The organism is Nocardia sp. NPDC056564 (assembly GCF_042793755.1).
GTDB lineage: Bacteria > Actinomycetota > Actinomycetes > Mycobacteriales > Mycobacteriaceae > Nocardia.
In genome coordinates, this window is record NZ_JBHTUR010000021.1 from 78,457 (window position 1) to 104,155 (window position 25,699).

Annotated in this window: 27 protein-coding genes and 1 tRNA gene; 11 read left to right on the top strand and 17 right to left on the bottom strand. The window is 68.7% G+C overall.

Annotated features, from left to right (window positions below; translation table 11 throughout):
* Positions 1-33 precede the first annotated feature (33 nt).
* From hsaB to hsaA, 4 genes are all read right to left on the bottom strand, one after another.
* Complete coding sequence (gene hsaB / locus ACFQ9K_RS36625) at positions 34-600, bottom strand: 3-hydroxy-9,10-secoandrosta-1,3,5(10)-triene-9,17-dione monooxygenase reductase subunit (protein WP_378718653.1); 567 nt, start codon at positions 598-600, stop codon at positions 34-36.
* Between the two features lie 62 nt (positions 601-662).
* Positions 663-1,568, bottom strand: coding sequence for an iron-dependent extradiol dioxygenase HsaC (hsaC, locus tag ACFQ9K_RS36630; RefSeq protein ID WP_378718654.1), 906 nt, complete (start codon positions 1,566-1,568; stop codon positions 663-665).
* Positions 1,568-2,446, bottom strand: a complete 879-nt coding sequence (gene hsaD / locus ACFQ9K_RS36635) for a 4,5:9,10-diseco-3-hydroxy-5,9,17-trioxoandrosta-1(10),2-diene-4-oate hydrolase (protein ID WP_378718656.1) — start codon at positions 2,444-2,446, stop codon at positions 1,568-1,570. The genes hsaC and hsaD overlap by 1 nt, the downstream gene beginning before the upstream one ends.
* 8 nt (positions 2,447-2,454) lie before the next feature.
* The gene (gene hsaA / locus ACFQ9K_RS36640) at positions 2,455-3,618 is read right to left on the bottom strand and encodes a 3-hydroxy-9,10-secoandrosta-1,3,5(10)-triene-9,17-dione monooxygenase oxygenase subunit (RefSeq protein WP_378718658.1); all 1,164 of its coding nucleotides are present in this window, start codon (positions 3,616-3,618) and stop codon (positions 2,455-2,457) included.
* A 198-nt stretch (positions 3,619-3,816) separates the two neighbouring features.
* Here hsaA and ACFQ9K_RS36645 point away from each other — a divergent pair, with 198 nt between their 5' ends.
* From ACFQ9K_RS36645 to ACFQ9K_RS36655, 3 genes are all read left to right on the top strand, one after another.
* Entirely contained in the window at positions 3,817-5,037 is a 1,221-nt protein-coding gene (locus tag ACFQ9K_RS36645; protein ID WP_378718661.1) for a Rieske 2Fe-2S domain-containing protein, read from the top strand.
* Positions 5,037-5,366, top strand: coding sequence for a hypothetical protein (locus ACFQ9K_RS36650; protein ID WP_378718662.1), 330 nt, complete (start codon positions 5,037-5,039; stop codon positions 5,364-5,366). Before ACFQ9K_RS36645 ends, ACFQ9K_RS36650 begins: the two co-directional genes overlap by 1 nt.
* A 94-nt stretch (positions 5,367-5,460) precedes the next feature.
* Positions 5,461-6,396: an NAD(P)H-dependent flavin oxidoreductase gene (locus ACFQ9K_RS36655; protein ID WP_378718663.1), complete on the top strand. Its 936-nt coding sequence runs from the start codon at positions 5,461-5,463 to the stop codon at positions 6,394-6,396.
* 3 nt (positions 6,397-6,399) lie between these two features.
* On the opposite strand, the gene ACFQ9K_RS36660 is transcribed toward ACFQ9K_RS36655, so the two are convergent.
* Positions 6,400-6,810 carry a cupin domain-containing protein gene (locus ACFQ9K_RS36660; protein ID WP_378718664.1) on the bottom strand — a complete coding sequence of 137 codons (411 nt, stop codon included), beginning with the start codon at positions 6,808-6,810 and terminating at the stop codon, positions 6,400-6,402.
* Between the two features lie 101 nt (positions 6,811-6,911).
* Between ACFQ9K_RS36660 and ACFQ9K_RS36665 the strand changes: the two genes are divergently transcribed.
* Positions 6,912-6,988, top strand: a tRNA-His gene (locus tag ACFQ9K_RS36665).
* 18 nt (positions 6,989-7,006) lie between these two features.
* Here ACFQ9K_RS36665 and ACFQ9K_RS36670 read toward each other — a convergent pair.
* A complete protein-coding gene (locus ACFQ9K_RS36670; RefSeq protein ID WP_378718666.1) occupies positions 7,007-8,065 on the bottom strand; it encodes a saccharopine dehydrogenase NADP-binding domain-containing protein in 1,059 nt (352 codons plus the stop codon).
* A 94-nt stretch (positions 8,066-8,159) separates the two neighbouring features.
* On the opposite strand from ACFQ9K_RS36670, the gene ACFQ9K_RS36675 reads away from it, so the two are divergent.
* Both ACFQ9K_RS36675 and ACFQ9K_RS36680 read left to right on the top strand, forming a co-directional pair.
* A complete protein-coding gene (locus ACFQ9K_RS36675; RefSeq protein ID WP_378718668.1) occupies positions 8,160-9,077 on the top strand; it encodes an AraC family transcriptional regulator in 918 nt (305 codons plus the stop codon).
* Positions 9,078-9,170: 93 nt separating this feature from the next.
* Entirely contained in the window at positions 9,171-10,037 is an 867-nt protein-coding gene (locus ACFQ9K_RS36680) for a phosphotransferase family protein (RefSeq protein WP_378722488.1), read from the top strand.
* Here ACFQ9K_RS36680 and ACFQ9K_RS36685 read toward each other — a convergent pair.
* The 8 genes from ACFQ9K_RS36685 to ACFQ9K_RS36720 all read right to left on the bottom strand — a co-directional run bounded on the left by ACFQ9K_RS36685 (position 10,030) and on the right by ACFQ9K_RS36720 (position 18,365).
* Positions 10,030-10,782: a DUF427 domain-containing protein gene (locus tag ACFQ9K_RS36685; RefSeq protein WP_378722487.1), complete on the bottom strand. Its 753-nt coding sequence runs from the start codon at positions 10,780-10,782 to the stop codon at positions 10,030-10,032. The genes ACFQ9K_RS36680 and ACFQ9K_RS36685 overlap by 8 nt on opposite strands.
* Positions 10,783-10,880: 98 nt before the next feature.
* The gene (locus ACFQ9K_RS36690; RefSeq protein WP_378722486.1) at positions 10,881-12,128 is read right to left on the bottom strand and encodes an MFS transporter; all 1,248 of its coding nucleotides are present in this window, start codon (positions 12,126-12,128) and stop codon (positions 10,881-10,883) included.
* Positions 12,129-12,139: 11 nt separating this feature from the next.
* Positions 12,140-12,583 carry a MarR family winged helix-turn-helix transcriptional regulator gene (locus tag ACFQ9K_RS36695; protein ID WP_378722485.1) on the bottom strand — a complete coding sequence of 148 codons (444 nt, stop codon included), beginning with the start codon at positions 12,581-12,583 and terminating at the stop codon, positions 12,140-12,142.
* 118 nt (positions 12,584-12,701) lie between these two features.
* On the bottom strand, positions 12,702-13,757 hold the full coding sequence (locus ACFQ9K_RS36700; RefSeq protein ID WP_378722484.1) for an acyl-CoA dehydrogenase family protein: 1,056 nt from the start codon (positions 13,755-13,757) through the stop codon (positions 12,702-12,704).
* Positions 13,754-14,767 (bottom strand): acyl-CoA dehydrogenase family protein, encoded by a 1,014-nt coding sequence (locus tag ACFQ9K_RS36705; RefSeq protein WP_378722483.1) that lies wholly within the window; start codon positions 14,765-14,767, stop codon positions 13,754-13,756. The genes ACFQ9K_RS36700 and ACFQ9K_RS36705 overlap by 4 nt, the downstream gene beginning before the upstream one ends.
* On the bottom strand, positions 14,764-15,906 hold the full coding sequence (locus ACFQ9K_RS36710; RefSeq protein WP_378984200.1) for an acyl-CoA dehydrogenase family protein: 1,143 nt from the start codon (positions 15,904-15,906) through the stop codon (positions 14,764-14,766). The genes ACFQ9K_RS36705 and ACFQ9K_RS36710 overlap by 4 nt, the downstream gene beginning before the upstream one ends.
* Entirely contained in the window at positions 15,907-16,812 is a 906-nt protein-coding gene (locus tag ACFQ9K_RS36715; RefSeq protein ID WP_378722481.1) for an enoyl-CoA hydratase, read from the bottom strand. It lies immediately after the preceding gene.
* Entirely contained in the window at positions 16,812-18,365 is a 1,554-nt protein-coding gene (locus ACFQ9K_RS36720; RefSeq protein WP_378722480.1) for a FadD3 family acyl-CoA ligase, read from the bottom strand. Before ACFQ9K_RS36720 ends, ACFQ9K_RS36715 begins: the two co-directional genes overlap by 1 nt.
* Positions 18,366-18,444: 79 nt before the next feature.
* Between ACFQ9K_RS36720 and ACFQ9K_RS36725 the strand changes: the two genes are divergently transcribed.
* Both ACFQ9K_RS36725 and ACFQ9K_RS36730 read left to right on the top strand, forming a co-directional pair.
* Complete coding sequence (locus tag ACFQ9K_RS36725) at positions 18,445-19,659, top strand: acyl-CoA dehydrogenase family protein (RefSeq protein ID WP_378722478.1); 1,215 nt, start codon at positions 18,445-18,447, stop codon at positions 19,657-19,659.
* Between the two features lie 150 nt (positions 19,660-19,809).
* Entirely contained in the window at positions 19,810-20,604 is a 795-nt protein-coding gene (locus tag ACFQ9K_RS36730; RefSeq protein WP_378722477.1) for an SDR family oxidoreductase, read from the top strand.
* Between the two features lie 6 nt (positions 20,605-20,610).
* Here ACFQ9K_RS36730 and ACFQ9K_RS36735 read toward each other — a convergent pair whose 3' ends face one another.
* A complete protein-coding gene (locus ACFQ9K_RS36735) occupies positions 20,611-21,063 on the bottom strand; it encodes a hypothetical protein (protein WP_378722476.1) in 453 nt (150 codons plus the stop codon).
* 398 nt (positions 21,064-21,461) lie between these two features.
* Here ACFQ9K_RS36735 and ACFQ9K_RS36740 point away from each other — a divergent pair, with 398 nt between their 5' ends.
* The 3 genes from ACFQ9K_RS36740 to ACFQ9K_RS36750 all read left to right on the top strand — a co-directional run bounded on the left by ACFQ9K_RS36740 (position 21,462) and on the right by ACFQ9K_RS36750 (position 24,090).
* Positions 21,462-22,190: a hypothetical protein gene (locus ACFQ9K_RS36740; RefSeq protein WP_378722474.1), complete on the top strand. Its 729-nt coding sequence runs from the start codon at positions 21,462-21,464 to the stop codon at positions 22,188-22,190.
* 73 nt (positions 22,191-22,263) lie between these two features.
* A complete protein-coding gene (locus ACFQ9K_RS36745; protein WP_378722472.1) occupies positions 22,264-22,887 on the top strand; it encodes a TetR/AcrR family transcriptional regulator in 624 nt (207 codons plus the stop codon).
* A gap of 48 nt (positions 22,888-22,935) precedes the next feature.
* Positions 22,936-24,090 carry an acetyl-CoA C-acetyltransferase gene (locus ACFQ9K_RS36750; RefSeq protein ID WP_378722490.1) on the top strand — a complete coding sequence of 385 codons (1,155 nt, stop codon included), beginning with the start codon at positions 22,936-22,938 and terminating at the stop codon, positions 24,088-24,090.
* Position 24,091: 1 nt separating this feature from the next.
* Here the strand turns inward: ACFQ9K_RS36750 and ACFQ9K_RS36755 are convergent, their stop codons facing one another.
* The gene (locus tag ACFQ9K_RS36755; RefSeq protein WP_378722470.1) at positions 24,092-24,970 is read right to left on the bottom strand and encodes a LysR family transcriptional regulator; all 879 of its coding nucleotides are present in this window, start codon (positions 24,968-24,970) and stop codon (positions 24,092-24,094) included.
* A gap of 304 nt (positions 24,971-25,274) precedes the next feature.
* Positions 25,275-25,604 (bottom strand): YbjQ family protein, encoded by a 330-nt coding sequence (locus ACFQ9K_RS36760; RefSeq protein WP_378722489.1) that lies wholly within the window; start codon positions 25,602-25,604, stop codon positions 25,275-25,277.
* Between the last annotated feature and the right edge of the window lie 95 nt (positions 25,605-25,699).

Here is a 25,699-nt window from a genome sequence, read left to right on the forward strand (position 1 = left end):
CAAGGTTTCTCGGCCATTTTCACTGCCTGTCGACTACAACCAGGTGTCGAGGGTGGTTGTAGTCAGGAAGTGGTCGAGGTCGGCGCGCCAGGGGGCGGGGGTGGTCTTGTCCGGTTCTATGGCGGTGTATTGGCCGCGGTAGAAGAGGAGGGGGCGGCCGGAGGTGGTGGACTCGGTGAGGGCGTGGACCCGGCCGATGACTATATGGTGGTCGCCGCCGGGGACGACGCTTTCCACCGTGCACTCGATGGTGGCCAGGGCGTCGTCGAGGACGGGGAGGGTGCGGGGGGAGGTGTGCCAGGGGGCGTCGGCGAACTTGTCGGGTTCGCGGGAACCGAAGCGGGCGCACAGTTCTCGCTGTTCCTCCGCCAGTACGTTGACGCAGAAGCGGCCGGCCTGCTCGATGGCCGCCCAGGAGCGCGACGTGGTGGTGGGGCAGAACAGGACCAGGGGCGGGTCCAAGGAGAGGGCGGCGAAGGACTGGCAGGCGAAACCGATCGGTGCGCCGGCGTCATCGAAGGTGGTGATCACGGTGATACCGGTGCAGAACTGGCCGAGCACATTGCGGAAGGCCCGTGCGTCGATCTCAGGATGGGTCATCGTTTCGCTCGCACTGTGCTCACCCACCCCGTTGGCTTCGCCATCTACCATCCCCTTGTCGGTCACTGCTGGCGCTGCCCGACCGTGAAGTCGTGGCCCCACAGGCTCACGGCCGTGGATTCGCGGGCAATCCAATCATTGTCGTCGACTTCGAGTCCCTCGCAGCCGAATTCGACATCGAAACCGCCCGGCGTCTTCATATAGAACGAGAGCATCTTGTCGTTGACGTGCCGGCCGAGGGTCGCCGACATCTTCACCTTCTTGCGCAGCGCGCGGTCCAGGCACAGCCCGACGTCGTCGGCGTCTTCCACCTCGAGCATCAGGTGCACGATGCCGCTCGGCGTCGGCATGGGCAGGAACGCCAGCGAGTGGTGCCGCGGGTTGCAGCCGAAGAAGCGCAGCCAGGCCGGGTCGCCGTCGGCCGGTCGCCCGACCATCTGCGGTGGCAGCCGCATCGAGTCGCGCAGCCGGAAACCGAGCACGTCCCGGTAGAACTCCAGCGCCGCCTGATCGTCCTTGGTGCTGAGCACGACGTGCCCGAGCCCCTGCTCCTCGGTGACGAACCGGTGCCCGTACGGGCTCACCACCCGCCGATGTTCCAGTGCCGCACCGTGAAACGCCTCCAGCGTGTTGCCGGAGGGATCATCGAAACGGATCAGCTCGTGCACCCGCCGATCGGCCAGTTCCGCGGCGGTACCCTCCTTGTAGGGCACGCCCGCGCCTTCGAGCCGGGTCCGAATATCTTGCAGCTCTTGCGCGTTGGCGGTCTCCCAGCCCGAGATCTGCAATCGGTCCTGCTCGCCGGGCGAGATCACCAGCCGGGCCGGGAACTCGTCCATCCGCAGATACAGCGCGTCCGGATTGCCGCCCTTGCCTTCGATCATGCCGAGCACCTTGAGGCCGTACTCGCGCCAGGCGGCCATGTCGGTCGCCTCGATGCGCAGGTAGGCCAGCGATCGAATCCCCATCACTTCTCCTTGGAACCGGCGAGGAAGTCGATTGTCAGCCGGTTGAATTCGTGGAACTTCTCCAACTGTGCCCAATGCCCGCATCCGCCGAACACGTGCAGCTGAACGCGCGGAATCAGTTTCGTCGCGACCAGCGCGCCGTCGAGCGGATTGACCCGGTCTTCCCGACCCCAGATCAACAGCACGGGCTGCCGCAGTTTATAGGCGTCGCGCCAGAGCATGCCCTGCTCGAAATCCGCGCCGGCGAACGACTTTCCCATCGCCTTGGCCGCGGCCAGCGACTCCGGCGTGCTCGCCGCGGCGAAGCGCTGGTCGATCAGCTCGTCGGTGATCAGCGACTGATCGAAGACCATGATGCGCAGGAACGCCTCCAGGTTCTCCCTGGTCGGCTGGTAGCTGAACTTGCCGAGCAGCTTGACGCCCTCGGTCGGGTCGGGCGCGAACAGGTTGGTGCTCAACCCGCCCGGACCCATCAGCACCAGTTTCCCGGCCCGATCCGGATAGTCGAGCGCGAACCGCACGGCCGTGCCGCCGCCGAGCGAATTGCCGAGCAGGTGCACCCGCGAGGTGATCTGCAGGTGATCGAGCAGATCCTTCAGCGCCGACGAGCTGTGCACGAAGTACTGCGGATGCTCGGTCGGCTTGTCCGATTGCCCGTATCCGGGCTGATCCACGGCGAGCACATGGAAATTCTGGGCCAGCACCGAGATATTCCGGGCGAAGTTCGACCAGGACGACGCGCCCGGCCCGCCGCCGTGCAGCAGCACGATCGTCGGCCCGTTGCCGACGCCTGCCTCGTGATAGTGCAGCCGCAGATCCGGGCGCACCTGCGCGAAGCGGGAGGTCGATTCCGCGGTGAGTTCCACCGTTGACGTCACAGCAGCTCCTAGACCATCGCGTCGGCGACGGGCAGCCCGAACTCGTGCTGGCCGTACATCTGGTAAGCCCGTTCCGGGTCGTTCGCCGCGTGCACCCGGCCCGCGTGCGCGTCGCGCCAGAACCGTTGCAGCGGAGTGCCGTTCGCCAGCGCGGTGGCGCCCGAGCTCTCGAACAGCTTGTCGATGGCGGCGATCGAGCGGCCGGTCGCGCGCACCTGGTCGCGCCGCGCGCGCACCCGCAGGTCGAACGGAATCTCCTTGCCCGCCAGCAGCAGTGCGTACTCGTCGGCCACATTGCCGGACAGCTGGCGCCAGCCGGCGTCGATGTCGCTGGACGCCTCCGCGATGCGCACCTTGGCGAACGGATCGTCCTTCGCCTTCTCGCCCGCGTAGGCCGCGCGCACCCGCTTGCCCTGATGCTCGACGTGCGCCGCGTACGCGCCGTAGGCCATGCCGACGATCGGGGTCGCGATGGTGGTGGGATGGATTGTGCCCCAGGGCATCCGGTACACCGGATCGGTGTTCTGCGCGAGCCCCGGCGCGGTCAGCTCGCTCATCTTGCGGAAGCTGAGGAAGCGATGCGTCGGGACGAAAACATCTTTCACCACAACAGTATTGGACCCGGTGCCGCGCAATCCGACCACATTCCAGACATCGTCGATGCGGTAGTCGTCGCGCGGGATGAGAAAGCTGCCGAAGTCGACCGGCTTGCCGTCCTTGATCACCGGACCGCCGAGCACCGCCCAGGTGGCGTGATCGCACCCCGAGGACCACGCCCAGGAGCCGTTGACCAGGTAACCGCCCTCGACTACGGTGCCCGCGCCCATCGGCGCGTACGACGAGGAGATCCGCACCTCGGTGTCCTCGCCCCAGACGTCTTCCTGCGCCCGCTGGTCGAACAGCGCCAGATGCCAATTGTGTACGCCGACAATGCCCGCCACCCAACCGGTGGATCCGCACGCGCTGGCCAGCTTGCGCACGGTGTCGTAGAAGACCACCGGGTCGGCCGCGTGGCCGCCCCACTGCTTGGGCTGCAGCAACCGGAAGAACCCGGTCTCCTGCAACGCCTTCATGGATTCGTCGGGGATGCGGCGTAGGTCCTCGGCCTCCTGCGCGCGCTCGCGCAGGCTCGGCAACAGCGCGTCGACCCGTTCGGTCACTTCTTGCGTCATCTCGGGACCTACTCCTGCCTGGTCAATTGGATAACCGGTACTCATTTGCTTCTGAGACTAGAACAGGTTCCTATTTCTGTCGAGAACGGGTGTCGATCCGGTGTCTTGGATGGACATGTGCAGGAAGTGGCGTGAATCGCTGGCGTGGAACGCCACATTTTTGTAACGTGTTCTAGTACAGAAGGAGGAGGATTCGCGATGGCAGTTACCCCACAGGGGAGCGGTGCGAAGGTCCGGGAGCTAGATGTCGGCACCGTACCCACCCGCTATGCGAGGGGATGGCATTGCCTCGGTCTGGCCAAGTCGTTCCGCGACGGCAAGCCGCACGCGGTGAATGTGTTCGGCACCAAACTCGTGATCTGGGCCGACAGCAACGATGAGCTGCGGGTGCTCGACGCCTACTGCAGGCACATGGGCGGCGATCTGAGCATGGGCGAGGTCAAGGGTGACGACATCGCCTGCCCGTTCCACGACTGGCGCTGGTCCGGTACGAACGGCAAATGCACCGCGATTCCGTACGGGAAGCGCGTGCCACCGCTCGCGCGGACCCGCAAGTGGACCACGCTGGAGCGCAACGGCCAGCTGTTCGTCTGGCACGACGTCGAGGGCAGCCAGCCGCCGCCCGAGGTGACCATCCCGCATATCAAGGGTCCTTACACCGATGCGGACGGCAATCCGGTCGAGCAACTGGACAGCGGCTGGACCGACTGGACCTGGAACTCCATGCTGATCGAGGGCGCGAACTGCCGCGAGATCATCGACAACGTGGTCGACATGGCGCACTTCTTCTACATCCACTTCGCCTTCCCGACCTACTTCAAGAACGTCTTCGAGGGGCACATCGCCACTCAGTACTTGAACACCAAGGGCAGGCCGGACATCGGGATGGCGTCCAAATACGGCGGCGACACCACGCTGACCTCGGAAGCCTCCTACTTCGGGCCGTCCTACATGATCAATCCGCTGGTCAACCTGTACACCGGCTACGAGGTCAAGAGCGTCCTGATCAACTGCCACTACCCGGTGACCCAGGACTCCTTCGTGCTGCAGTGGGGCATCACGCTGGAGAAGCCGCAGGGCGTCGAGGGCGAGATGGCGGACAAGCTGGCCGCCAAGATGACCGAGGGCATCAGCGTCGGCTTCCTGCAGGACGTGGAGATCTGGAAGCACAAGTCCAAGGTCGAGAATCCGCTGCTGTGCGAGGAGGACGGCCCGGTCTACCAGCTGCGCCGCTGGTACGACCAGTTCTACGTCGACCTCGCCGACGTCACCGACAAGATGACCCAGCGCTTCGAGTTCGAGGTGGACACCACCAAGGCGAACGAGGTGTGGGAGGCCGAGGTCGCGGAGAACCTGCGGCGCAAGCGGGAGGCCGACGAGGCTGCCGCGGCGGCCAACCAGGCGGAGGCCGGAGTCTGATGGCCACCTGGGCGAAAGCACCCGACTTCGCCGACCAACCGGCGCGGCAGGCCGAAGTGCGCGCCCAGACCGTGGTCGACAAGCAGCACTATCTGGAGCAGGGCCTGACACCGGTGTCGTGTCAGGCCTGCCAGAGCCGGGTGCTGGTGCGCAAGAGCAGTTCGCACCAGACCTCGGTGCAGTGGACCGAGCCGCCGCAGACGCACTGCCCGGTCTTCGCCGAACTCAGCCGCAACGGGGGCGGCCTCGGCCGTCCCGATTCCTGCCCGCAGTTGGAGAAGACGATCAAGTGGGCCGTCGACGAGGGCCTGGTCGAGGTCCCGGAGTAGACGCACGCTGGCGAGACGACAACTTCGGCGGGTGCCGTATGGGCAGCTCACCAAACGTTTTTCGATGTCGCACGGGCTGCTCTATTGTCCGGACATGGCTAATGCTGGATTCACCGAACTCGCGGCGCGACTGACGGTTCCGTTGATCGCCGCGCCGATGTTCCAGGTCTCCGGGCCGGAGCTGGTGATCGCGGCCTGCCGGGCCGGCGTGATCGGCGCGTTCCCGACGGTGAATGCCCGTACGCCGGAACAACTCTCGGAGTGGCTGTCGACGATCGATGCGGCGTTGGCAGCGGGTAACGGGGCGCGGCCTGCCCCGGTCGCGGCGAATCTGATCGTGCACCCGGGCAACGCGCGGCTGCGACCGGATCTTCAGGTGTTGCGCGAGCAGCCGACGGAGATCGTGATCACCTCGGTCGGGACCCCGCGCGAGGTGGTCGGCCCGCTGCACGAGGTGGGCTCGCTGGTCCTCGCGGACGTGGCGTCGGTACATCACGCGGTGCGGGCGGTCGAGTGCGGGGTGGACGGGTTGATCCTGCTGACCGCCGGTGCGGGCGGGCAGACCGGCTGGGCGAATCCGTTCGCGTTCGTCCGCGCGGTGCGCGAATTCTTCGACGGCCCGGTCGTGGTGGCCGGCGGCATCGCCGACGGCGTCGCCTTGCGCGCGGCGATCACCCTGGGGGCGGACCTCGCCTACATGGGCACCAAGTTCCTCGCCACCGCCGAGAGCATGGCCGCGCCCGCGCACAAGGACCTGATCGCCGCGTCCAGCCTCGACGACGTGGTGCTGACCTCCGCCTTCACCGGCCTGCCGACCAACATGCTGGCCGGTTCGATGCGGTCGCTCGGCATCGACGTCGCTGCCCTGCGGGCCGGAACCTTCGACACCGCAGCGCATTTCGCCGATCCCGACGCGCCGAAGAACTGGTCGGACATCTGGAGCGCAGGCCACGCCGCGTCCGGGGTCAGCGAGGTGCTCGGCGTAGCCGAACTCGTCGAACGGACGCGGCGCGAGTACGCCGGGGCGTGAGGCTCAGTCCATCTGGAAGTCGGCGAAATCGAAGCCGGGCGAGACGAAGCAGCTGACCAGCACGTACTCGTCGCCCGCCGGTCGGGCCGCTTGGCTGACCCCGCCCGGCACCACGGCCTGCAGCACCTGACCGTGCTCGACATCCGGTCCGAGCACGACCTCCTCGCCGCCGATGTTCAGCACCAGCGGGCCGCCGCGATGCCAGAGCCACAGCTCGTCCGAGCGGACCGTGTGCGGCGCGGACTGCTCGCCGGGCATGAGCAGGAAGTGGATCGCGGTCGCGCTGGATCGTGCGCCGTCGTAGCCGTCCGGCTTGAATTCCACGGCGCTGCGCCAGGTTTCGCGGAACCAGCCACCCTCGGGATGCGGTGACAGGTCGAGGGCGGCGGCGAGCTCGGGTCGGTTGTCGGTCATCTCTCGACTATGCCTGATCCATGCGCGGCGGTGCCGGGCGTCCTCGATGAAAAACCAGGTGACCGGAGCTGAATGGTCGCGTTACCGTGGCTGAACACATGGTGGGTGTAGCTCAGTCGGTCAGAGCGCCTGGTTGTGATCCAGGAGGTCGCGGGTTCGAGTCCGGTCACTCACCCCACAGTCGCCTGCGCCCGGTTCAGAGTTCGGCGATGCGCCAGGTGATGCCGAAAGGCGCCAGTGCGTCGAGGAATTCGGCCGCTTCGAGCGCTTCGGCAGGTGCGAGCGCGCCCGGCTCGGCGGTGCCGTCGGCCAGCCGGACGGCGACCGCCACCGCCATCAGCGCCGAATCGCGGTAGGAGTGCACGCCGCTCACCACGCCGCGGACCGTGCGACCGTCCACCCCGAACGCGTCGACGACCAGGTCGTAGCGCAGATCGGCGCTCGGTGCGTCGGGCAGCGAGTCGACGATGTCCGCGGTGAAGCCGCTGAGGGTGTCCAGGATCGACGTGGCGAGCACGCCCTCGACATAGGAGACATCGGAGTGGCGCGGGATCGTGAGGACCGGCGGCTGCGGGAATTTCGCCACCGCGGTCGGCGCGGTCTCGCCGGGGAAGGTCATCGAGGCGTGCCGGGCCGTTGCGCCGGTGTGTAATTCGCCGTCCGCGTAGTGCCAGCCGCCGCCGCGGAACCAGTCCAGGCTGGCCAGCACCGTCTTCGCGCTGCCCTTGGAACCGTTGCCGCCGCCCTTGCTCAGATGGCTGACCACGACCTCGGCCGGGCCGCCCACCCGGCGGGTGGTCAGGTAGCCGAGCAGGTCGCCCGGCAGATTGCTGTCGGTGACGCCGGAGACCAGGCTCACCCCGGCCGCCTCGGCGCGCGGGCCGAACTCGTCGAACACCCGCTGCAGGAACAGCTGCTCGCCGGACATGTCGGTGTAGTGCGCCCCGGCGTCGATCGCCGCGGCCAGGACCGCCGCGCCGTGCTCCACGTAGGCGGGCAGGCTGCTGATCACCACGTCGGCGCCGGTGAACGCGGTGACCAGTGCGTCGTGGTCGGCGAGGTCGGCGACGCGGATCTCGGCGTCCGGGAGGCCGGCCGCGGTCGCGGCGGCGCGGATGCGAGTTTCGTTGCGGCCGACCAGGATCGGTGTGTGGCCGCGGCGGCGTAGTTCGGCGAGGACGTGGCCGCCGGTGATGCCGGTGGCGCCGTAGACGGCGATGCGCTTGCTGGATTCGGTGCGGCTTGTCGATGGCATGGCTCAAATCTATGGCCGCTGTATGAGTTAACCAATGGCCGTATTGCTCGCTGCTATATCTCAAACACTCAGAGTGGAGCGCTATGGTGAAGGAGTGGACGTTCTCAGCGAGACCATCGCCGCCATCCGCACGGGCAGTCCGACCTCCGGGATGTTCATCCGGCATGCCCCGTGGGGACGCGACTATCCGGTCGTGCCCGGCGCCGGTTTCCACGTCGTGTTGCAGGGCTCGTGCTGGCTGGTGCCGCCGGGCGGCACGCCCATGGCGCTCGGCGTCGGCGACGTCGTGTTCATGCCGCGCGGGGCCGACCATGTGCTGATCGACAGCCTGGACAGCCCGGTCACCGAGAAGGCGCAGCCGGGGGAACCGAGGGAGGTCACCGGGCCGGGGGTGCGCACCGCATTGCTCTGTGGCGCATATGAACTCGGCAAGCAGCGCAGTCATCCGCTGCTCGACGAGCTGCCGGAATTCATCCATCTGCCCGCCCGTCCCGGTCGCCATCCCGCGCTGCGCGCCGCGGTCGACCTGCTCGCCGCCGAAATCGCCGAACCACGCCCGGGCAGCGACGCCGCCGTGCCTGCCATCCTGGAAACCCTGCTGCTCTTCGCCCTGCGCGCGTGGTTCGACGAGCAGTCCTCCGCGCAATCCACCGGCTGGGCAGGGGCTTTCGCCGATCCGGCGGTGGCCGCCGCCCTTCGCGCCGTGCACGAACAGCCGGCCCGGCCCTGGACCGTCCCTGACCTCAGCGACATCGCCGGCGTCTCCCGCGCCACGCTTGCCCGCCGCTTCGCCGCCACCGTCGGCGAACCACCGCTGGCCTACGTCACCCGCTGGCGCATGCTCACCGCCGCCCGCCTCCTCCGCGACACCGACGCCCCCCTCGGCACGGTCGCCCGAAAGGTCGGCTACACCTCCGAATTCGCCTTCGCCAAGGCCTTCAAACGCGAATACGGCCTACCTCCCGGCCAATACCGCCGAGCCGAAGACCGCCCCCCACTCGTCGCCGTCTGACCCCCGCCGCACGCCTCCTGATGTCCCGCACCTGGAATCGCATGCAATTTTCGGTGCGGGAAATCAGAAGGCGTGCGGCGGTAGGTTCGGGGGATGGCGGCGCGGGTGCTGGAGGTGTACGGGGAGGTGCTCGGGCGGTTGCTTCCCGGGGATCGGTTCGGGGAGTTGAAAGTGCGGGAGGGGCAGTTTCACTACGTGGTCGTTGGGTCCAGGCGGGTGGTGTGCTTTGCGCGGAGCGAGGCTGCCGCGCAACGATTACCGGCGCGCGGGGCGGTGCTGCGGGCGCTGGCCGGTGTCGATCTCGGGGTGGCGGTGCCGGAGTACCTGCCGATCGGTCCGCCGGGTGCGGATTACCTGGTCATGACCAGGGTTGCGGGTGCGCCGCTGGCCGAGGAGTTGCTCGGCGGTCCCGGGGTGGCGGAAGCTGTTGCGCGGCAATGTCATGACCTGTTGGAGAGGCTGTCGATCGCGGGGAGCGACGCGCGCGTCCGCGAGCGGCTTCCGCCCGCGCCCGCCGACCGCTGGAGCCGGTTCGCCGAGGACGTCCGCGGCGAGCTGTATCCGCTGATGACAACCGCCGGGCGAGAACGGGCCGAGCGGGAACTCGCCCCGCTCGCCGCCCTGCCGCACCGGACCGGCGCACTGGTGCACGGAGATCTCGGCGGTGAAAACCTGTTGTGGGACAACCCGGATGGGTTGCCGATACTCCGCGGCGTCGTCGACTGGGACGGTGCCTGCCTCGGCGACCCGGCCGAGGACTACGCCGCGATCGGTGCCGGCTACGGCGCGGACATACTGACCCGGCTACTTACCCTCGCCGGGGCGGCAACCGCCGATCTCGCCACCCGAATAGCCACCATCCAAGGAACTTTCGCCCTCCAGCAGGCTCTCGACGCCCACCACGACGGCGATGCCGAGGAACTGGCGGACGGTCTGACCGCCTACCGCGGACTCAGCTGAACGGCGACTTCGGCCGTTCCTGCAACTCCCCGTCGAGGTAGATGTCGACCTTCTCGTTGTAGAAGCAGACCAGGCCCGCGATCTTCTGGCTCTCCGGCAGCGGGGTGCGGTAACCCCATACGTAGTCCGGGTATTCGGTGTCGCCGACGCGGACGGTCCAATAGTCCGCGGTGCCCTTGTAGGGGCAGCTGGTGTGCGTGTCCGAGAGGTGCAGCAGATCCATTCGGACATCGGTCATCGGCAGGTAGTACCTGGCCGGTAGGCCGGTTTCGAACAGGATGCGGGGTGCGTGCGAGTCGGCCACGGTGACGCCGTCGATCTCGACCCGCACGTGCCGGGAACTGCCGAGGATGTCGACCCGGGAGTATGGATCGCGCGGGTGGACGTAGACCGGCTCGTCCTCCTCGAACCACTCGTCCATCTTGTTCCAGTCGAGCCGCACCAGATCGTTCAGCTCGGGCAGCGGCGAATCGTGATAGCGCAGCGCGGCGGCGGTCGCGGTGGTGCCGTCCACGACCACGTCGTACTCCGTCGCGTCACCGCGGCTGGGGGAGTGGTGGGACTGGCCGGTCGGCTCGAGTTTCGCCTGGAGATCCGCGGCCCGAATGTAGTAGGTCGGATAGTGCGGGCCCTCCCACACCAGCACCGGTTGCGCCGTGTCGGCGACCACCCGGCCGCCGAGAAATACCCGAACTCGCTTCTGGCTGGTCTCGATCTTCACCCGCCCGCGCTGCGTATCGCCCATGACATCCGACGGTACTCCCGAGCGGCGACCCGAGTAGGGATCGCACACAGCACAACTGCCCGCACCCTGAGTGGGTGCGGGCAGCCGGAGTGCCGGGCTCAGTCGCCGACGGTGATCGCTTGCGCCTCGGCGACGCTGTGCGGCGCCGGGTCATGGTCGTCGATGTGCGCGAGGGCCGCGCGCCCGGCCAGCAGCACCAGCACCGCACCCGCGGTACAGGCGGCGCCGACCCAGAACGGCAGCGCGATGCTGTGCTCGCCGAGCTTGCCCGCCAGATACGGCGCGGCCGCGCCGCCGGCGAAGCGGACGAAGCTGTAGGCCGCCGACGCGGTCGACCGCTCGACCGGCGCGGAGATCATCACGGCCTCGGTGATCAGCGTGTTGTTCACGCCGAGGAACAGCCCGGCCAGCACGGTGCCGATGATCAGCACCGGCTTGTGCTCGGCGAACGCCGCCATCACCGCGAGGTCCGCGGCGAACAGCGCGATGGACAGGCCCATCATCGGCAGCGAACCGAACCGCCGCTGCAACCGCGGCGCCAGGAACACCGAGGACAGCGCGAGCAGGATGCCCCAGCCGCAGAAGATGAAGCCGATCGCGTAGGTGCCCATGTCCAGCGGGAACGGGGTGTAGGCGAGCAGGGTGAAGAAGCCGAAGTTGTAGAGCAGCGCGGTGAGGCTGACGGTCAGCAGCCCGCGGTGGCGCAGCGCGCGGAACGGCGCGGCGATCGAGGTGTGGTGCGTCGGCTTCGGGCCTTCTGGCAGCAGCACGACGATGCTCACCAGGGCCACGGCCATCAGCACCGAGACGCCGAAAAACGGTCCACGCCAGCTGATTCCGCCGAGTACGCCGCCGAGCAGCGGCCCGGTCGCGATGCCGATGCCGAGCGCGGCCTCGTAGAGGATGATCGCGCGGGCGACACCGCCGCTGGCCGCGCCGACGATGGTGGCGAGCGCGGTCGCGATGAACAGGGCGTTGCCCAGCCCCCACCCGGCGCGGAACCCGACGATCTGCGTGACGGTGTCGGACAACCCCGCCAGCGCGGCGAACACGATGATGATGGCCAGGCCGGCCACCAGCGTCTTCTTCGCGCCGAACCGGCTGGACACCACGCCCGTGATCAGCATGGCCACGCCGGTCACGAGCATGTAGCTGGTGAACAGCAGGGACACCTGCGACGGCGAGGCGTGCAGTTGTTCGCCGATCGGTTTCAGGATCGGGTCCACCAGCCCGATGCCCATGAACGCGATCACGCTCGCGAACGCGACGGCCCACACGGCCTTCGGTTGCCGATTGCTCGTGGTGGGTTCCGCGCCGGCGGCGCGATCAGGAGCCAAGGTGCTCATTGATCTTCCCTCTATATCGGATGATGCTGTGGCGTAGCCGTTTTCAGGGCCTCCAGCAGTTCGTTCAAATCGGTGTCCATGCGGGCGAGGCGTTCGGTGTCGAAGCCGGTGAGCCGCGTGGTGAGCGCGGCGGCGAACGCCTGCCGCGCCTGGGTGAGCCGGTTGCGTCCGGCCGGGGTGAGTTCGACGACGACGGCCCGGGAATCGGCCGTGTCCTTGCGCCTGGTCGCGAAGCCATCCGCGACCAGCCTGCCGATCAGCGTCGTTGCCGCCGGCTGTGAACATCGGTCGATCCTGGCGAACTCGCTGACCCGCACGGCGCCGTGTTCGTCGAGCACCGCGAGTGCCCGCAACACCGCCCGCGGCAGATCATCGCCGCTGATCACCCCGGCCAGCCGAGTGAGCCTGCCCGCGGTTACGAGTAGATCGACGACAATGTCATCCGCTGTGTTCACCTGAGCCTGCTGCACCCAGATATTATTACATAAGCTAACTATGTATGTCTCGTGAACTCGGTCACGAACACACCAAAGCCCCGGTACGCAACGCATACCGGGGCTCCGACCAGGCGATTCAGGAGCTGTGCGCCACCGGGCGGCTGGGTGTGCCGAAGAGGTGGGCGGTGCCGTGGGCGCGTTTGAAGAAGAGGTGGGCGTCGTGCTCCCAGGTGATGGCTATGCCGCCGTGTAGTTGGACGGTTTCGGCGACGATGGCGGTGAGGGCGTCGGAGCAGTGCAGGCGGGCGACCCAGACGTCCTCGGCGGCGCCGGGGGTCTGCTCGGCCACCGCGAGGGTGGCGGCGGCAGAGGCGGACTTGGCCGATTCGAGGAGAACGTACATGTCCGCCATGCGGTGTTTGAGCGCCTGGAAGCTGCCGATGGGCCGGCCGAACTGGACTCGGGACTTGGTGTACTCGACGGTCATGGTCAGGCAGTGCTCGGCGGCGCCCACCTGTTCGGCGGCGATTGCGGCCCAGGCGATTTCGCGTAGGCGGGCGATGGCCGGTTGCGGGTCGGCGGCGCCGAGGCGGCGGGCTTCGACGGTGGCGAAGGAGATTTCGGTCAGTTTGCGCGTCGGGTCCATGGTCGGCACGACGCGTCGGGTGACCCCGGTCGCGGCGGGGTCGACCTCGAACAGCCCGGTCGGCGTGACCACGATCAGGGTGTCGGCGACGCTGCCGTCGAGCACGTATCCGGTGGTGCCGGTGAGGGTTCCGCCGGACTCGTGCACGCCCGGCTCGTCCCAGCCGTTGTCGCCGGCCCAGCACACCGCGAGGGTGCGGGTTCCGGCCGCGACTTCTGGGAGCAGACGCGCGCACGCCTCGTCGTCGGCCGACAGCAGCACGGCCTGCGCACCGAGCACGGCGGAGCCGAGCATCGGTACGCCGGCCAGGGTGCGGCCGAGTTCGCCGACCACGAGCAAGGATTCGACCAGGCTCGCGCCGATGCCGCCGTATTCCTCGGGAATGGCCAGCGCCGCGACGCCGATCTGATCACACAACCGCTGCCACAGCGCCCGGTCGTAGCCGAGTTCGGTATCCATCGCGGCCCGCACCGCGGCCGATCCGGCGTACTTGGTGAGCAGGGCGCGCACCGAGGCGGTGAATTCCTGATGTTCGGTGCTGGTCATGCCGTCCCTCGAAGTTGCCGGTCGGCGCGCAGCGTCTGCGCGATCCGGGCCCGGTGCAGATCCGTTGTGCCCCATGCGGAACGGAGCGCGGTGACCTTGGTCAGCCAGAGCGAAAGGTCGTATTCGGCGGTGTAGCCGATCGCGCCGTGCACCTGTAGCGCCGCCCTGGCCGCCCGGTAGGCCGCGTCGCCGCAGGCGATCACGGCGGCCGAGACGTCGCGGCCGCGCGTCGGCTCGCCCATGGTGAGCGCGGCCCGGTAGAGCAGCGGTTCGGCCAGGTCCAGGCCGATAAGCACGTCGGCGAGTCGCTGCTTGACCGCCTGGAATTCGCCGATCGGCTTGCCGAACTGCTTGCGCTGCTTGGCATATCCGGTGGCGGAGTCCAGCAGCGCGCGCCCGGCGCCGAGCAGCTGTGCCGCGCAGGCCAGTGCGCCGGTGTCGAACCCGGTGGCGATCGCGTCGGCGACACCCTCGGCGACCGCCTCGTCGGGGGACACGGCGAACAGCCGGCGCGCCGGATCGATCGACCGCACCAGCCCGGTCCGATGGCCGACGTGCAACTGACCGCCGTCCGCGATCAGCACGACCTCGGCGCTGTCGGCGTCCAGCGCCACCGCGCCGTGCCCAGGCGCGGCGAACGCGATGGTGCCCAGCTCGGCGCCTTCGGCGAATCCGGGCAACCAGCGCGCCGCCGGTTCCCTGTCCGGAAGTGCTTGCAGCAGTGCGGGTATCGCGGCAGCTGTCTCCACCAGCGGCCCCGGCGCCGCGGCGCGGCCGAGTTCGATGAACGCGACCACCAGATCGATCGGCTCCGCGCCGACCCCACCGTGCTCGTCATCGATGGCCAGACCGAGAACGCCCGCACCCGCCAGCTGACGGATCAGCCCTCGTCCGGGCCGTGGATCCCCGGTCGCCCAGGCGCGCACCGCCGCGGGCGTGCGCCCCGCGTCGAGCAACTTGCGCACACTAGTGCCGAAGTCGAGTTGTTCGGGACTGAGCGCGAACCTCATCGGCTGCTTCCTCTCGGTAGTCCGAGCAGCCGCTCGGCGATGATGTTGCGCTGAATCTCGTTGGTGCCCGCGTAGATCGGCCCGGACAGCGAGAACAGATACCCGTCGGTCCACGATCCGGACCGCTCGGCGCCGGCGCCGAGCACCTCGAGCGCGGTCTCGTGCATGGCGATATCGAGCTCGGACCAGAACACTTTGGTGATCGAGGATTCCGCGCCGAGTTTGCCGCCCTCGTTCAGCCGGGTCACCGTGCCGAACGTGTGCAGCCGATAGGCCTCGCTGCCGATCCAGGCGTCCACCACGGCATCTCGCTGTCCGGTGTTCGCCTCGTCGCCGGTGTCGAGCCACAGATCGATCAAACGCCGCGAGGTCGCGCTGAACCGTCCCGGGCTGCGCAGCGAGAGGCCGCGCTCATTGCTGGACGTACTCATCGCCACCCGCCAGCCCTCGCCGGGCGCGCCGATCACGTCGCGATCGGGCACGAACACCTCGTCGAGGAAGATCTCCGCGAAGCCGGGCTCGCCGTCCAGCTGCGGGATCGGCCGCACCGCAACGCCATCCGCGGACAGCGGGAACATCACATAGGTCAGTCCCTTGTGCCGTTCCGCCTCCGGGTCGCTGCGGAACAGCCCGAAGGCCCAGTCGGCGTACGCCGCTCGCGAACTCCAGGTCTTCTGGCCACTCAGCAGCCAGCCGCCGTTGGTCCGGCGCGCGGTCGACCGGATGCCGGCCAGGTCGCTGCCCGCCTCCGGCTCCGACCAGGCCTGCGCCCAGATGTCCTCGCCGCGCGCCATCCGGGGCATGATCCGGTCCAGTTGCTCGGGCGTGCCGTGCTCGAAAAGCGTTGGCGCCAGCAGGAAGATGCCGTTCTGGCTCACCCGCCCCGGCGCGCCGGCGGCGTAGTACTCCTGCTCGAACAGCACCCACTCCAGCAGCGAGGCATCGCGACCGCCGTACTCCGCTGGCCACGCGACGACGGAGAGCCGTGCGTCGGCGAGGGTGCGTTCCCAGGCGCGGTGCGCCTCGAACCCGGTCTTGGTGTCCATCGAGGGCAGCGGCTGCGCGGGTTGGTTGGCCGCGAGGAACTCCCGGACCTCGGCCTGGAATTCCTGGGTCGCCTGGTCGATCTCGAGATCCACTTACTTCGCCCCGTTCTCACCGGCAGCGGCGGCCTGCGCCTTCATCGACTTGGCGTTCATGCCGCCCAGCGAATCGGCGCCGACCTCGGCATTGTGCGCGTGCGCGAAGTGATGCAGCCCGAACACCGAGTCCATCCCGGTGCGCATGCCCATCTGATCCTCGGCCTGGTTGACCGCCTTCTTGGTCAGTGCGAGCCCGAATTGCGGCATGGTGCCGATCTTCTCGGCCAGCGCGAGCGTCTCGGCCTCGAGTTCGGCGCGCGGCACCACCCGGTTGACCATGCCCCATTCCTTGGCCTGGGCCGCCCCGAACCGGTCCCCGGTGAACAGGAACTCCTTGGCCGCCCGCGGCCCCATCACCCACGGATGCGCGAAGTACTCGACGCCCGGAATGCCCATCCGCACCACCGGATCGGAGAAGAACGCGTCGTCGGCGGCGATGATCAGATCGCACACCCAGGCCAGCATGAGCCCGCCCGCGATGCAGGCGCCCTGCACCATCGCGATGGTCGGCTTGGGCATCTCCCGCCAGCGCCGGCACATGCCGAGGTAGACCTCGAGCTCGCGGGCGAAGCGCTGGTCGCCGCCGACCCGGTCGACGTGGTCCCACCACAGCGCGGCCTTGTTCGGGTAGCGGATGTGATGATCGCGGCCGGGGGTGCCGATGTCGTGCCCGGCGCTGAAGTGTTTCCCGTTGCCCGCCAACACGATCACGCCGACCTCGGGGTCCTCGACCGCCCGCTCGAAGGCGGCGTCGAGCGCGTAGGTCATCACCGAGTTCTGCGCGTTGCGGTAGTCCGGCCGGTTCAGCGTGACGATCGCCGTGCGGCCGCGCACCTCGTACGTGACGACGTCACCCTCGTGATTCTCCCGCCCCTCCGCCCCAACGGGTATCGGTTCCGACATTACGAAATCTCCTCACGTAGTTGACGCTTGAGCACTTTCCCGGCGGCGCTGTAGGGCAGCTGGTCGCGGAACTCGATGAACCGCGGCACCTTGAAGTTGGCCAGCACGGTGCGCGCATGGGCGAGCACCTGGTCCGCGGTGAGCCGCGCGCCCGCCTTGCGGACCACGAAAGCCTTGCCCACCTCGCCCATTCGGGTGTCCGGCACGCCGATCACCGCGGATTCGGCGACGCCGTCGAGCCGCGCCAGGGCCTGCTCGATCTCGGCCGGATACACGTTGAACCCGCCGGAGATGTACATGTCCTTGAGCCGGTCGGTGATCTTGAGATTGCCCCGCTCGTCCACCGTCCCGAGGTCACCGGTGTGCAACCAGCCGTCGGCATCGATGGTCGCCGCGGTGCTTTCGGGATCGTCGAGGTAGCCGAGCATCACGTTCGGCCCGCGCAGCAGCACCTCGCCGTTGGGCGCGAGCCGCAGCTCGAAGTCGGCGATCGGGCGGCCGCAGGTGCCCGAGATGGTCTCGGCGTCGTCGTCCGGTCGGCACATGGTGCCGAAGCCCGCCGCCTCGGACAGGCCGTACGCGGTGATGACCACCTCGAAGTCCAGCTCGGCGCGCATCCGCTCGATCAGCACCACCGGCACGTTCGCCGCGCCGGTCACCGCGACCCGCAGCGTGCCGAGGTCGAACTGCGCGCGGTCCGGGTAGTCGAGCAGGGTCTGATAGATGGTCGGCGGCCCGGGCAGCACGGTGATCTTCTCCTCGCTCACCAGCCGCATGGTGGCGGGCACGTCGAACACCGCCTGCGGAATGATTGCGGCCCCGGTGACCAGGCAGGCGAGGATGCCCGCCTTGTAGCCGAAGTTGTGGAAGAACGGGCTGACCACCAGATACCGGTCGTCGCCGGTGAGCGTCGCGCATTCGGCCCAGGCCCGCACCACCGACAGCGCCTGCCGATGCGCGACCACGGTGCCCTTGCTGCGGCCGGTGGTGCCTGAGGTGAACAGGATGTCGGAGGTGTCCTCGGGACTCACCGCCGCGGCGCGCGCCTCGGCCTCCGCGAGGGTGGCCTTTTCGGCGACCCCGGCCAGTTCGGACCAGTCGAACGCGGTCTCGTCGCCGGTCTTCGTGCCCGGCTCGACCGGGATGACGACGACCGTCTCGATATCGAGTTCCGGTGCGGCCTCGCGCAATTCGGCCAGCCGATCGCGGCCGAGGAAGGGGCCTGCGATGAACAGTGCCCGTGCGTCGACCCGGACCAGCACGTCGGCGGCCTCGTCGGCGACATAGCGGGTGTTCAACGGCACCAGGGACGCGCCGACATAGTGCGCGGCCAGCGCCGCGACCACCCAGTGGTGGGTGTTGGGCGTCCACATGGCGACCCGGTCGCCCGACTGCACGCCGCGCGCGATCAGCGCCCGCGCCACCTCCTGGACGGCCGCCAGCAGCTGGGTCCAGTCCAGTCGCACCGGGCCGTCGGCCAGGGCGGGCGCGGTGCCGAACGTGCGGGCGGCGTGTTGCAGCGCCAGCGGTGTCGTCAGTGCAGGGGTTGTCACGGTTGTCCTTACCGTCCGGGTGTTGAGCACTTATACGAGCGCCCTACAAAGCAAGTGCTTGGTAGGTTATCCTACCGGCGTGGGTGCGATCCAGACCTCAGAATCCGACACCGCCGCGCAGGGCGGGCGGTTTTCCGCGACGCAAGACGCGCAATTCGCCGCCGACGTGCGGGAGTGGCTGACGGAGAACCTGAACGGCGAATTCCGCGCGTTGCGCGGGCTCGGCGGTCCAGGCCGCGAACACGAGGCGTTCGACGAGCGGCTCGCCTGGGACCGGCACCTGGCCGCCGCGGGCTGGACCTGCCTCGGTTGGCCGAAGGAGTACGGCGGACGCGAGGCGACGGTACGCCAGCAGGTGATCTTCCACGAGGAATACGCCAAGGCGAACGCCCCGGCCCGGGTCTCGCACGTCGGCGAGGAACTGCTCGGCCCGACCGTGCTCGCCTTCGGCACCCAGGCACAGAAGGACCGCTTCCTGCCGGGCATCCGCACGGTGAGCGAGCTGTGGTGCCAGGGCTATTCGGAGCCGGGGGCCGGATCGGACCTCGCCGCGATCACCACCGCGGCGCAACTCGACGGCGACGAATGGTCGATCAACGGCCAGAAGATCTGGACCTCGCTGGCCCACGTGGCCGACTGGTGCTTCGTGATCGCCCGCACCGAGCGCGGCTCGGCGCGCCACAAGGGCCTGTCCTACCTGCTGGTTCCGATGCATCAGCCGGGCATCGACGTGCGCCCGATCATCCAGCTGACCGGCACCTCGGAGTTCAACGAGGTGTTCTTCGACAACGCGCGCACCGCCGCCGATCTGGTGGTCGGCGCGCCGGGCGAGGGCTGGCGCATCGCCATGGGCACACTGACCTTCGAGCGCGGCATCTCCACGCTCGGCCAGCAGATCAGGTTCGCCCGCGAACTCGCCGACGTCGAGGCGCTGGCCCGCCGGACCGGCGCCGCCGACGACCCGCTCATCGCCGAGCGGATCGACCGGGCCTGGGTCGGCCTGCGGGTCCTGCGCGCGCACGCCATCCGCACCATGGAGGGCGCGGGCGTCGACGACGGGGGACAGGCCTCGGTGGCGAAGTTGTTGTGGGCCAACTGGCATCGCGGCCTCGGCGAACTCGCCATGGCGGTGCTCGGCCCGGCCGGCCTGGTGGCCGAGGAGAACGACCTGAACGAATGGCAGCGGCTCTACCTGTTCACCCGCGCCGACACGATCTACGGAGGTTCGAACGAAGTGCAGCGCAACATCATCGCCGAGCGTGTGCTCGGGCTGCCACGGGAGGCACGTCCATGAGCGCGTCAGGCCCGGAGGCGGTAGCGCAGCGTAACCACGGAGGGCCCGCGCTCATGGACTTGGAGGCACGTCCATGAGCGCGTCAGGCCCGGAGGCGGTAGCGCAGCGTAACCACGGAGGGCCCGCGCTCATGGACTTGGAGGCACAGCCATGAGTGATCTTTCGGTTGCGCCGCAGCCGGTTCCCGGGCACGGCCTGCTGACCGGGCGCGCCGCCGTCATCACCGCGGCGGCGGGCACCGGCATCGGCTCGGCCACCGCGCGCAGGCTGCTCGCCGAGGGCGCCGACGTGGTCGTCTCCGATTGGCACGAGCGACGCCTGGCCGAGACCGCGGCCGAGCTCGCCGCCGAGTTCCCGGAGCGCAAGGTCGCCTCGATCGCCTGCGACGTGCAGCACACCGAACAGGTGAACGCCCTGGTGCGCGGCGCGGCGGCGGCGATCGGCCGGATCGACATCATGGTCAACAACGCCGGCCTCGGCGGCGAGACCCCGGTGGTCGACATGACCGACGAGCAATGGGATCGCGTCCTCGACATCACGCTGAACGGCACGTTCCGCTGCACCCGCGCCGCGCTCGGCTATTTCCGCGACGCGGGCCACGGCGGCGTGATCGTCAACAACGCCAGCGTGCTCGGCTGGCGCGCGCAGCACGGCCAGGCCCATTACGCCGCGGCCAAGGCCGGCGTGATGGCGCTGACCCGGTGCAGCGCGGTCGAGGCCGCCGAACTCGGCGTGCGGATCAACGCGGTCGCGCCGAGCATCGCCCGGCACGCGTTCCTGGACAAGGTCAGCTCGACCGAACTACTCGACCGGCTCTCCGAGCGGGAAGCCTTCGGCCGGGCCGCCGAGCCGTGGGAGGTCGCGGCCACCATCGCCATGCTGGCCAGCGACTACACCTCGTACCTGACCGGCGAGGTGGTCTCGGTCAGCAGCCAACGCGCCTGAGCCGATTCAGTTTCCGTAGTCCGGCATCTGCCATCGGCCGTGGGCGGGCGCGGGAACCGACGCGGCGTCCAGCGTGAAGGTCACCTCGACGTGGCCGGGTCCCGGGTAGAACCGGGGCTCGGCGCCGTAGTGGTGATAACCCGGTCCGGTGATCTCCTGGCTGACCGTGCCGCTGCGCCCGTTGTCGGTGTTGGTCCACTGGGCGGTGATGGTCGTCCGGCAGTCCCCGATGCCCCACAGCGTGGCCTGAAAGTTGAACAGGGCACCACCATTGGGGAGACCGCCGTGCCCGACGCTCGGGTCGATCCGGCCGACGCAGAGCCCGGATCGGACCGTGGTGAAAATCGTGTCCCAGGATTCTCCGGGCGGTGCGGCCGTGGCCCGGGCCGCGGCGGCGAGCATCGGCAGCGTGACCAACGCGGCGACCGCGAGCAGTCGTGGTGTAGTGGCGATACGCATGAATATCCCTTCGTGGCGAACTCGATCGGCGGTCCGCGCGCGGTGGCGCGCGACGACTCGGGCGGGCGCCGGAACCGGTCGGGTGATTCTCCGCGATCTTCGCGCACCACGGGTGGCGCACACGCGAAATTCGGCGATCCGACGTAGGCCGCAACATCTTTCGCTATCGGTTGCTCGAATCGCTTTCGCGTTGCCCGTCGTTGGCTACGCGCGACGGTCGCCGCGCCGCGACAGACTGGACGGACGGCCGAGCGCGCCAGAGTGCGATCGCCTTCCAGCTTCCGGCGCACATCGAGCAAATGGGCGGCTGATCAGGTAGAAAAGGCGGCGCCAGATGTCGCCGGGGTGTGCCATGCTGGTTGAGATCGGATCCCGCACTCTCCAAAGGGGCGATGGCTATGGGCCTGGATAGCCCAGCTGCCCGCGAACAACTGGAACTCGAATTGGTGCGCGAAGTGGTGCTAGCCAGGCGCAGGCTGGACAGCATGGTGCTCGCCGCGCTAACCCTTGGCGCCGAACTCATGGAGCACACCTGCGAGGGTGCGACCGCGACGCGCGCGGCCCAGATCCTCGCGCAGTACGCCGTCGACGAGCTCGAGGTGACGCGCGACCCGCGGGGCGCGCTACGCGCCGACATGGCGCGAGATCGGGAGCGGGCCAAGCAGATCGGGCTCGGCTCCGATCCGGCGGAGAGCGAGCAGGACCGGCGCAGGCACCGGCAGTCCGCGCTGCTGTGCGAGGTGCGCGCGGATCTGCTCGACGTGGTGGCCAAATGCCGCAAGTTCCGGTTCGATCGGGTGGCCTTCGACGAGGAGATCGCGCAGGGCCTCTGTGCCGCCACCGACAAGCTGGTGGTCGGCGCGGACATGGATACCTATCAGGCCTGGCAGCGCGGCATGGTGCTCAAGCTGATCGAGGAGCCGATGGCCTACGGCCCGCCGCGGGTGATGGCGACCGTGGACGCCGGTCCGGGGCGCGGCCAGCTGACCGTCGAATGGGACAGCTGCGAACGCAGGCTCGCGCTGGTGGCCCGGATGGCCAGAGCGGGCATCGCGCCGGTGGTGATCTGCGACCGGCTGCTAGCGGACCTATCGGTGTCCTCTCCGCTGCGTTATTCGGTCCGCTGAACAGACGTACTGCCCGGTCTTCGGCATGCACAATGGCGCGCCACCCTGTACCAAGCAAATGCTTGGTTGTATTATGGCCGATGTGACCGCACCCGACGCTTCGAAATCCGCACGGCGCAATGAACTGCTCACGCTGGCGGCCGAACTGTTCGCCGAGCGTGGCCTGCGCGCCACCACCGTGCGCGACATCGCCGACGCGGCCGGAATTCTATCCGGGAGCCTCTACCACCATTTCGATTCCAAGGAGTCGATGGTCGACGAGATCCTGCGCGGCTTCCTCGACGAACTGTTCGGGCACTACCGGGAGATCGTCGGCGCCGGGCTCAGCCCGCGAGACACCTTGGAAGCCTTGGTGATCGCGTCCTACCAGTCCTTCGACCGCCATCACGCCGCGGTGGCGATCTACCAGGCCGAGGCCAAGCGCCTGCGCACCGCCGAGCGGTTCACCTACATCGCCGACTACAACCGCGAATTCCGCGAGCTCTGGCACCGGGTGCTGACCAACGGCGTGACCGACGGCAGCTTCCGGCCCGAGATCGACGTCGAACTGGCCTACCGGTTCCTGCGCGACACCGTGTGGGTCGCGGTGCGCTGGTACCAGCCGGGCGGCCCCATCACCGTGGACAACCTCGCCAAGCAATATCTGACCATCGTGCTCGACGGCCTCACGCTTTCCACGGCCGAGCACACCACGTAGGAGTTCTAGATGTCTGCACCTTCCGCACCCCGTCGCCCCTACACCCCGCTGCGGGACGCCTACGTGATCGACGCGGTGCGCACCCCGGTCGGCAAGCGCGGCGGCGCGCTGGCCGCCGTGCACCCCGCCGACCTCGGCGCGGCCGCGCTGCGCGGCCTGCTGGACCGCAGCCCGATCGACCCGGGCAACGTCGACGACGTGATCGTCGGCTGCGTCGACAATGTCGGCCCGCAGGCCGGAAACGTCGGGCGCACCGCCTGGCTGGCCGCGGGCTATCCGGAAGAGGTGCCCGGCGTCACCGTCGACCGCCAGTGCGGATCCAGCCAGCAGGCCATCAATTTCGGCGCGCAGGCGATCATGAGCGGCACCGCCGAGGTGATCGTCGCGGGCGGATTGCAGAACATGAGCGCCATCCCGATCTCGGCCGCCATGTACGCGGGCAAGGAGTACGGCTTCGACTCGCCGTTCGTCGGTTCCGCGGGCTGGGATCATCGCTACGGCACCGCCGAGGTCACTCAGTTCCGGGCCGCGCAGCTGATCGCGGAAAAGTGGAACATCAGCCGAGAAGACATGGAGCGCTGGGCCTTGCGCAGCCATGAGCGGGCGCGCGATGCGATCAAGAACGGCCGATTCGACAAGGAGATCGTGCCGGTCGGCGACTTCTGGATCGATCAGGGGCCGCGCGAGACCAGCCTGGAGAAGATGGCGTCGCTGCCGCCGCTGGCCGAGGGCAGCCCGCTGACCGCGGCCGTCGCGAGCCAGATCTCCGACGGCGCGAGCGCGACCCTGCTCGCCTCCGAATGGGCGGTCGAGGCCTACGGTTTGACGCCGCGGGCCCGCATCCACCACGTCAGCGCCCGCGGCGCCGACCCGATCTTCATGCTCACCGCGCCGATCCCGGCGACCAGGTGGGCGCTGGAGCAGACCGGCCTGAGCATCGACGACATCGACGTGGTGGAGATCAACGAGGCGTTCGCCCCGGTCGTGCTCGCCTGGCTGAAGGAGACCGGCGCGGACCCGGAGCGGGTCAACGTCAACGGCGGCGCGATCGCCCTCGGCCATCCGCTCGGCGCCACCGGCGCAAAGCTTTTCGCCTCGCTGCTCAATGAATTGGAGCGGATCAACGGCCGCTACGGCCTGCTCACCATCTGCGAGGGCGGCGGCACCGCCAACGTCACCATCATCGAGCGCCTCGGCGACTGAGCTAGCCGCGCAGGCGGGCGGCGAGTTCGGCGGCGAGCCGGGCGAACCGCTCGTCGCCGGTGCGCCAGAGCAGGACGGTGGTCACGTCGAGGTTCAGGTCTTCGACCGGGAGGAAACGGAATTCGGCCCGGTCGAAGGCGTGCAGCCCGTCGGAATCGAAGGGCGCGAGGATGAAGCCGCGGGTCTGGCGCAGCATCATGAGCATGCCGTCGAGGGTCTTGAACCGGTCGCGGCCCGTGCTGATGCCCGCGCCGGACAGGGCGGTCTCGGCCCTGTCGCCGTGACCGAGTTCCCAATGCCGGGGACCTTTGATGTGGGTGAAGCCGCGTAAGTCGGCCAGCCGCACCGAGGTTCGGCCCTCGAACCGGGTGGATCCGACCAGGACGCCGACCGGTTCGGTGGCGATCACCGCGGATTCGACGTCCGATCCGGCGGACGGGATGTGCGAGAGCGCGAGGTCGAGGTGGTGACCGCGCAGGCCGGCCTCGATATCGGCGGCGCGCAGCCGCTCCAGCGCGAAGGTGTACTCGGGGGCGAGCTCGGCCATGGCGGTGCTCAGCCGGTGACCGATGTCGGCGCCGAGCAGCTCGGGCATGGCCAGGCGCACGTCGATCGGCCGATCGTCCGGGGCGGATAGTCGCTCGCGGAGCGCGTCGAAGTCGGTGACGATCCCAGCGGCCAACGGCACCAGCCGCGCTCCGGCCGGGGTGAGCCGGACGGGCCGGGTGGCGGGTTCGAACAGTGCCGCGCCGAGTTCGGTTTCCATGGCCTCGATACGCAGGCGCAACGGTCGAACGGACATCTGCAACGCCTGCGCGGCCTTGGCGAAATCGAGTGCTCGGGCGACCGTCAAGAAGTAGCGCAGGTGGTGGATCTCCATTTGCGCAATGGTAGCTATCTGACTTGATCATGCTTCGCATGGTCGTTCCAGGTATTGCTTGCTCCTGGGCGTCGCGACGAAGTCGCAGCTGGAAGTCATTATCGCGATGATCGGCGTGGATGCGGCAGAGCTGTAGCGCAGGCTAATTCTATTAGCTGACCTATCGAACTGGCTCGGCAGCCGACCCGCCTGGACCTAGGCGGACCCAGCAGGCAATGGCCTGGGCGGAGGTCGGCAAGATCGAGCCGGGCGAGCCGTCCGCCGACCCCGCGCTGCGTGCCGGCGGCACCGGCAAAGGTCCCGGCTACCCCTTGTCGGCGGGCTCCAGCAGCACCGCGGTCCCGTAGGCCGCGACCTCGCTCATGGTGTTGGCGATCTCGTTGCAGTCGAAGCGCATGGCCAGGATGCCGTTCGCGCCGAAGGACATGGCGTGCTGACACATTCGCATGATCGCCTCGTGGCGGGATTGGTAGAGGAGATGGGTGTACTCGGTGATCTCGCCGCCGCCGAGCGAGCGGAAGCCCGCCGCGAGGTTGGAGCCGAGGCCGCGGCTGCGCACGGTCAGGCCCGCGACCTCGCCGAAGACCCGGACCACTCGGTGCCCGGGCACGTCGTTCATGGTGGAGACGAGGATGGGGAACTGCGGTGCGGGCTGTGGCTGCGGTTGCTGCTGGTACCCCGGCGGCGGCTGGTGCTGGAATCCGGGCTGCTGCTGCGGATATTGCGGCT

Excerpts from the sequence above, each read along its gene's own strand:
- ACFQ9K_RS36745 (WP_378722472.1), top strand. The coding sequence starts at position 22,264 with ATGGCCGATGTGACCGCACCCGACGCTTCGAAATCCGCACGGCGCAAT.
- hsaA (WP_378718658.1), bottom strand. The coding sequence starts at position 3,618 with ATGACGCAAGAAGTGACCGAACGGGTCGACGCGCTGTTGCCGAGCCTG.
- ACFQ9K_RS36735 (WP_378722476.1), bottom strand. The coding sequence starts at position 21,063 with ATGCGTATCGCCACTACACCACGACTGCTCGCGGTCGCCGCGTTGGTC.
- ACFQ9K_RS36755 (WP_378722470.1), bottom strand. The coding sequence starts at position 24,970 with ATGGAGATCCACCACCTGCGCTACTTCTTGACGGTCGCCCGAGCACTC.
- ACFQ9K_RS36740 (WP_378722474.1), top strand. The coding sequence starts at position 21,462 with ATGGGCCTGGATAGCCCAGCTGCCCGCGAACAACTGGAACTCGAATTG.
- ACFQ9K_RS36730 (WP_378722477.1), top strand. The coding sequence starts at position 19,810 with ATGAGTGATCTTTCGGTTGCGCCGCAGCCGGTTCCCGGGCACGGCCTG.
- ACFQ9K_RS36700 (WP_378722484.1), bottom strand. The coding sequence starts at position 13,757 with ATGACCAGCACCGAACATCAGGAATTCACCGCCTCGGTGCGCGCCCTG.
- ACFQ9K_RS36660 (WP_378718664.1), bottom strand. The coding sequence starts at position 6,810 with ATGACCGACAACCGACCCGAGCTCGCCGCCGCCCTCGACCTGTCACCG.
- ACFQ9K_RS36685 (WP_378722487.1), bottom strand. The coding sequence starts at position 10,782 with ATGGGCGATACGCAGCGCGGGCGGGTGAAGATCGAGACCAGCCAGAAG.
- ACFQ9K_RS36645 (WP_378718661.1), top strand. The coding sequence starts at position 3,817 with ATGGCAGTTACCCCACAGGGGAGCGGTGCGAAGGTCCGGGAGCTAGAT.
- hsaC (WP_378718654.1), bottom strand. The coding sequence starts at position 1,568 with ATGGGGATTCGATCGCTGGCCTACCTGCGCATCGAGGCGACCGACATG.
- ACFQ9K_RS36690 (WP_378722486.1), bottom strand. The coding sequence starts at position 12,128 with ATGAGCACCTTGGCTCCTGATCGCGCCGCCGGCGCGGAACCCACCACG.
- ACFQ9K_RS36705 (WP_378722483.1), bottom strand. The coding sequence starts at position 14,767 with ATGAGGTTCGCGCTCAGTCCCGAACAACTCGACTTCGGCACTAGTGTG.
- ACFQ9K_RS36655 (WP_378718663.1), top strand. The coding sequence starts at position 5,461 with ATGGCTAATGCTGGATTCACCGAACTCGCGGCGCGACTGACGGTTCCG.
- ACFQ9K_RS36670 (WP_378718666.1), bottom strand. The coding sequence starts at position 8,065 with ATGCCATCGACAAGCCGCACCGAATCCAGCAAGCGCATCGCCGTCTAC.
- hsaB (WP_378718653.1), bottom strand. The coding sequence starts at position 600 with ATGACCCATCCTGAGATCGACGCACGGGCCTTCCGCAATGTGCTCGGC.
- ACFQ9K_RS36715 (WP_378722481.1), bottom strand. The coding sequence starts at position 16,812 with ATGTCGGAACCGATACCCGTTGGGGCGGAGGGGCGGGAGAATCACGAG.
- ACFQ9K_RS36680 (WP_378722488.1), top strand. The coding sequence starts at position 9,171 with ATGGCGGCGCGGGTGCTGGAGGTGTACGGGGAGGTGCTCGGGCGGTTG.
- ACFQ9K_RS36650 (WP_378718662.1), top strand. The coding sequence starts at position 5,037 with ATGGCCACCTGGGCGAAAGCACCCGACTTCGCCGACCAACCGGCGCGG.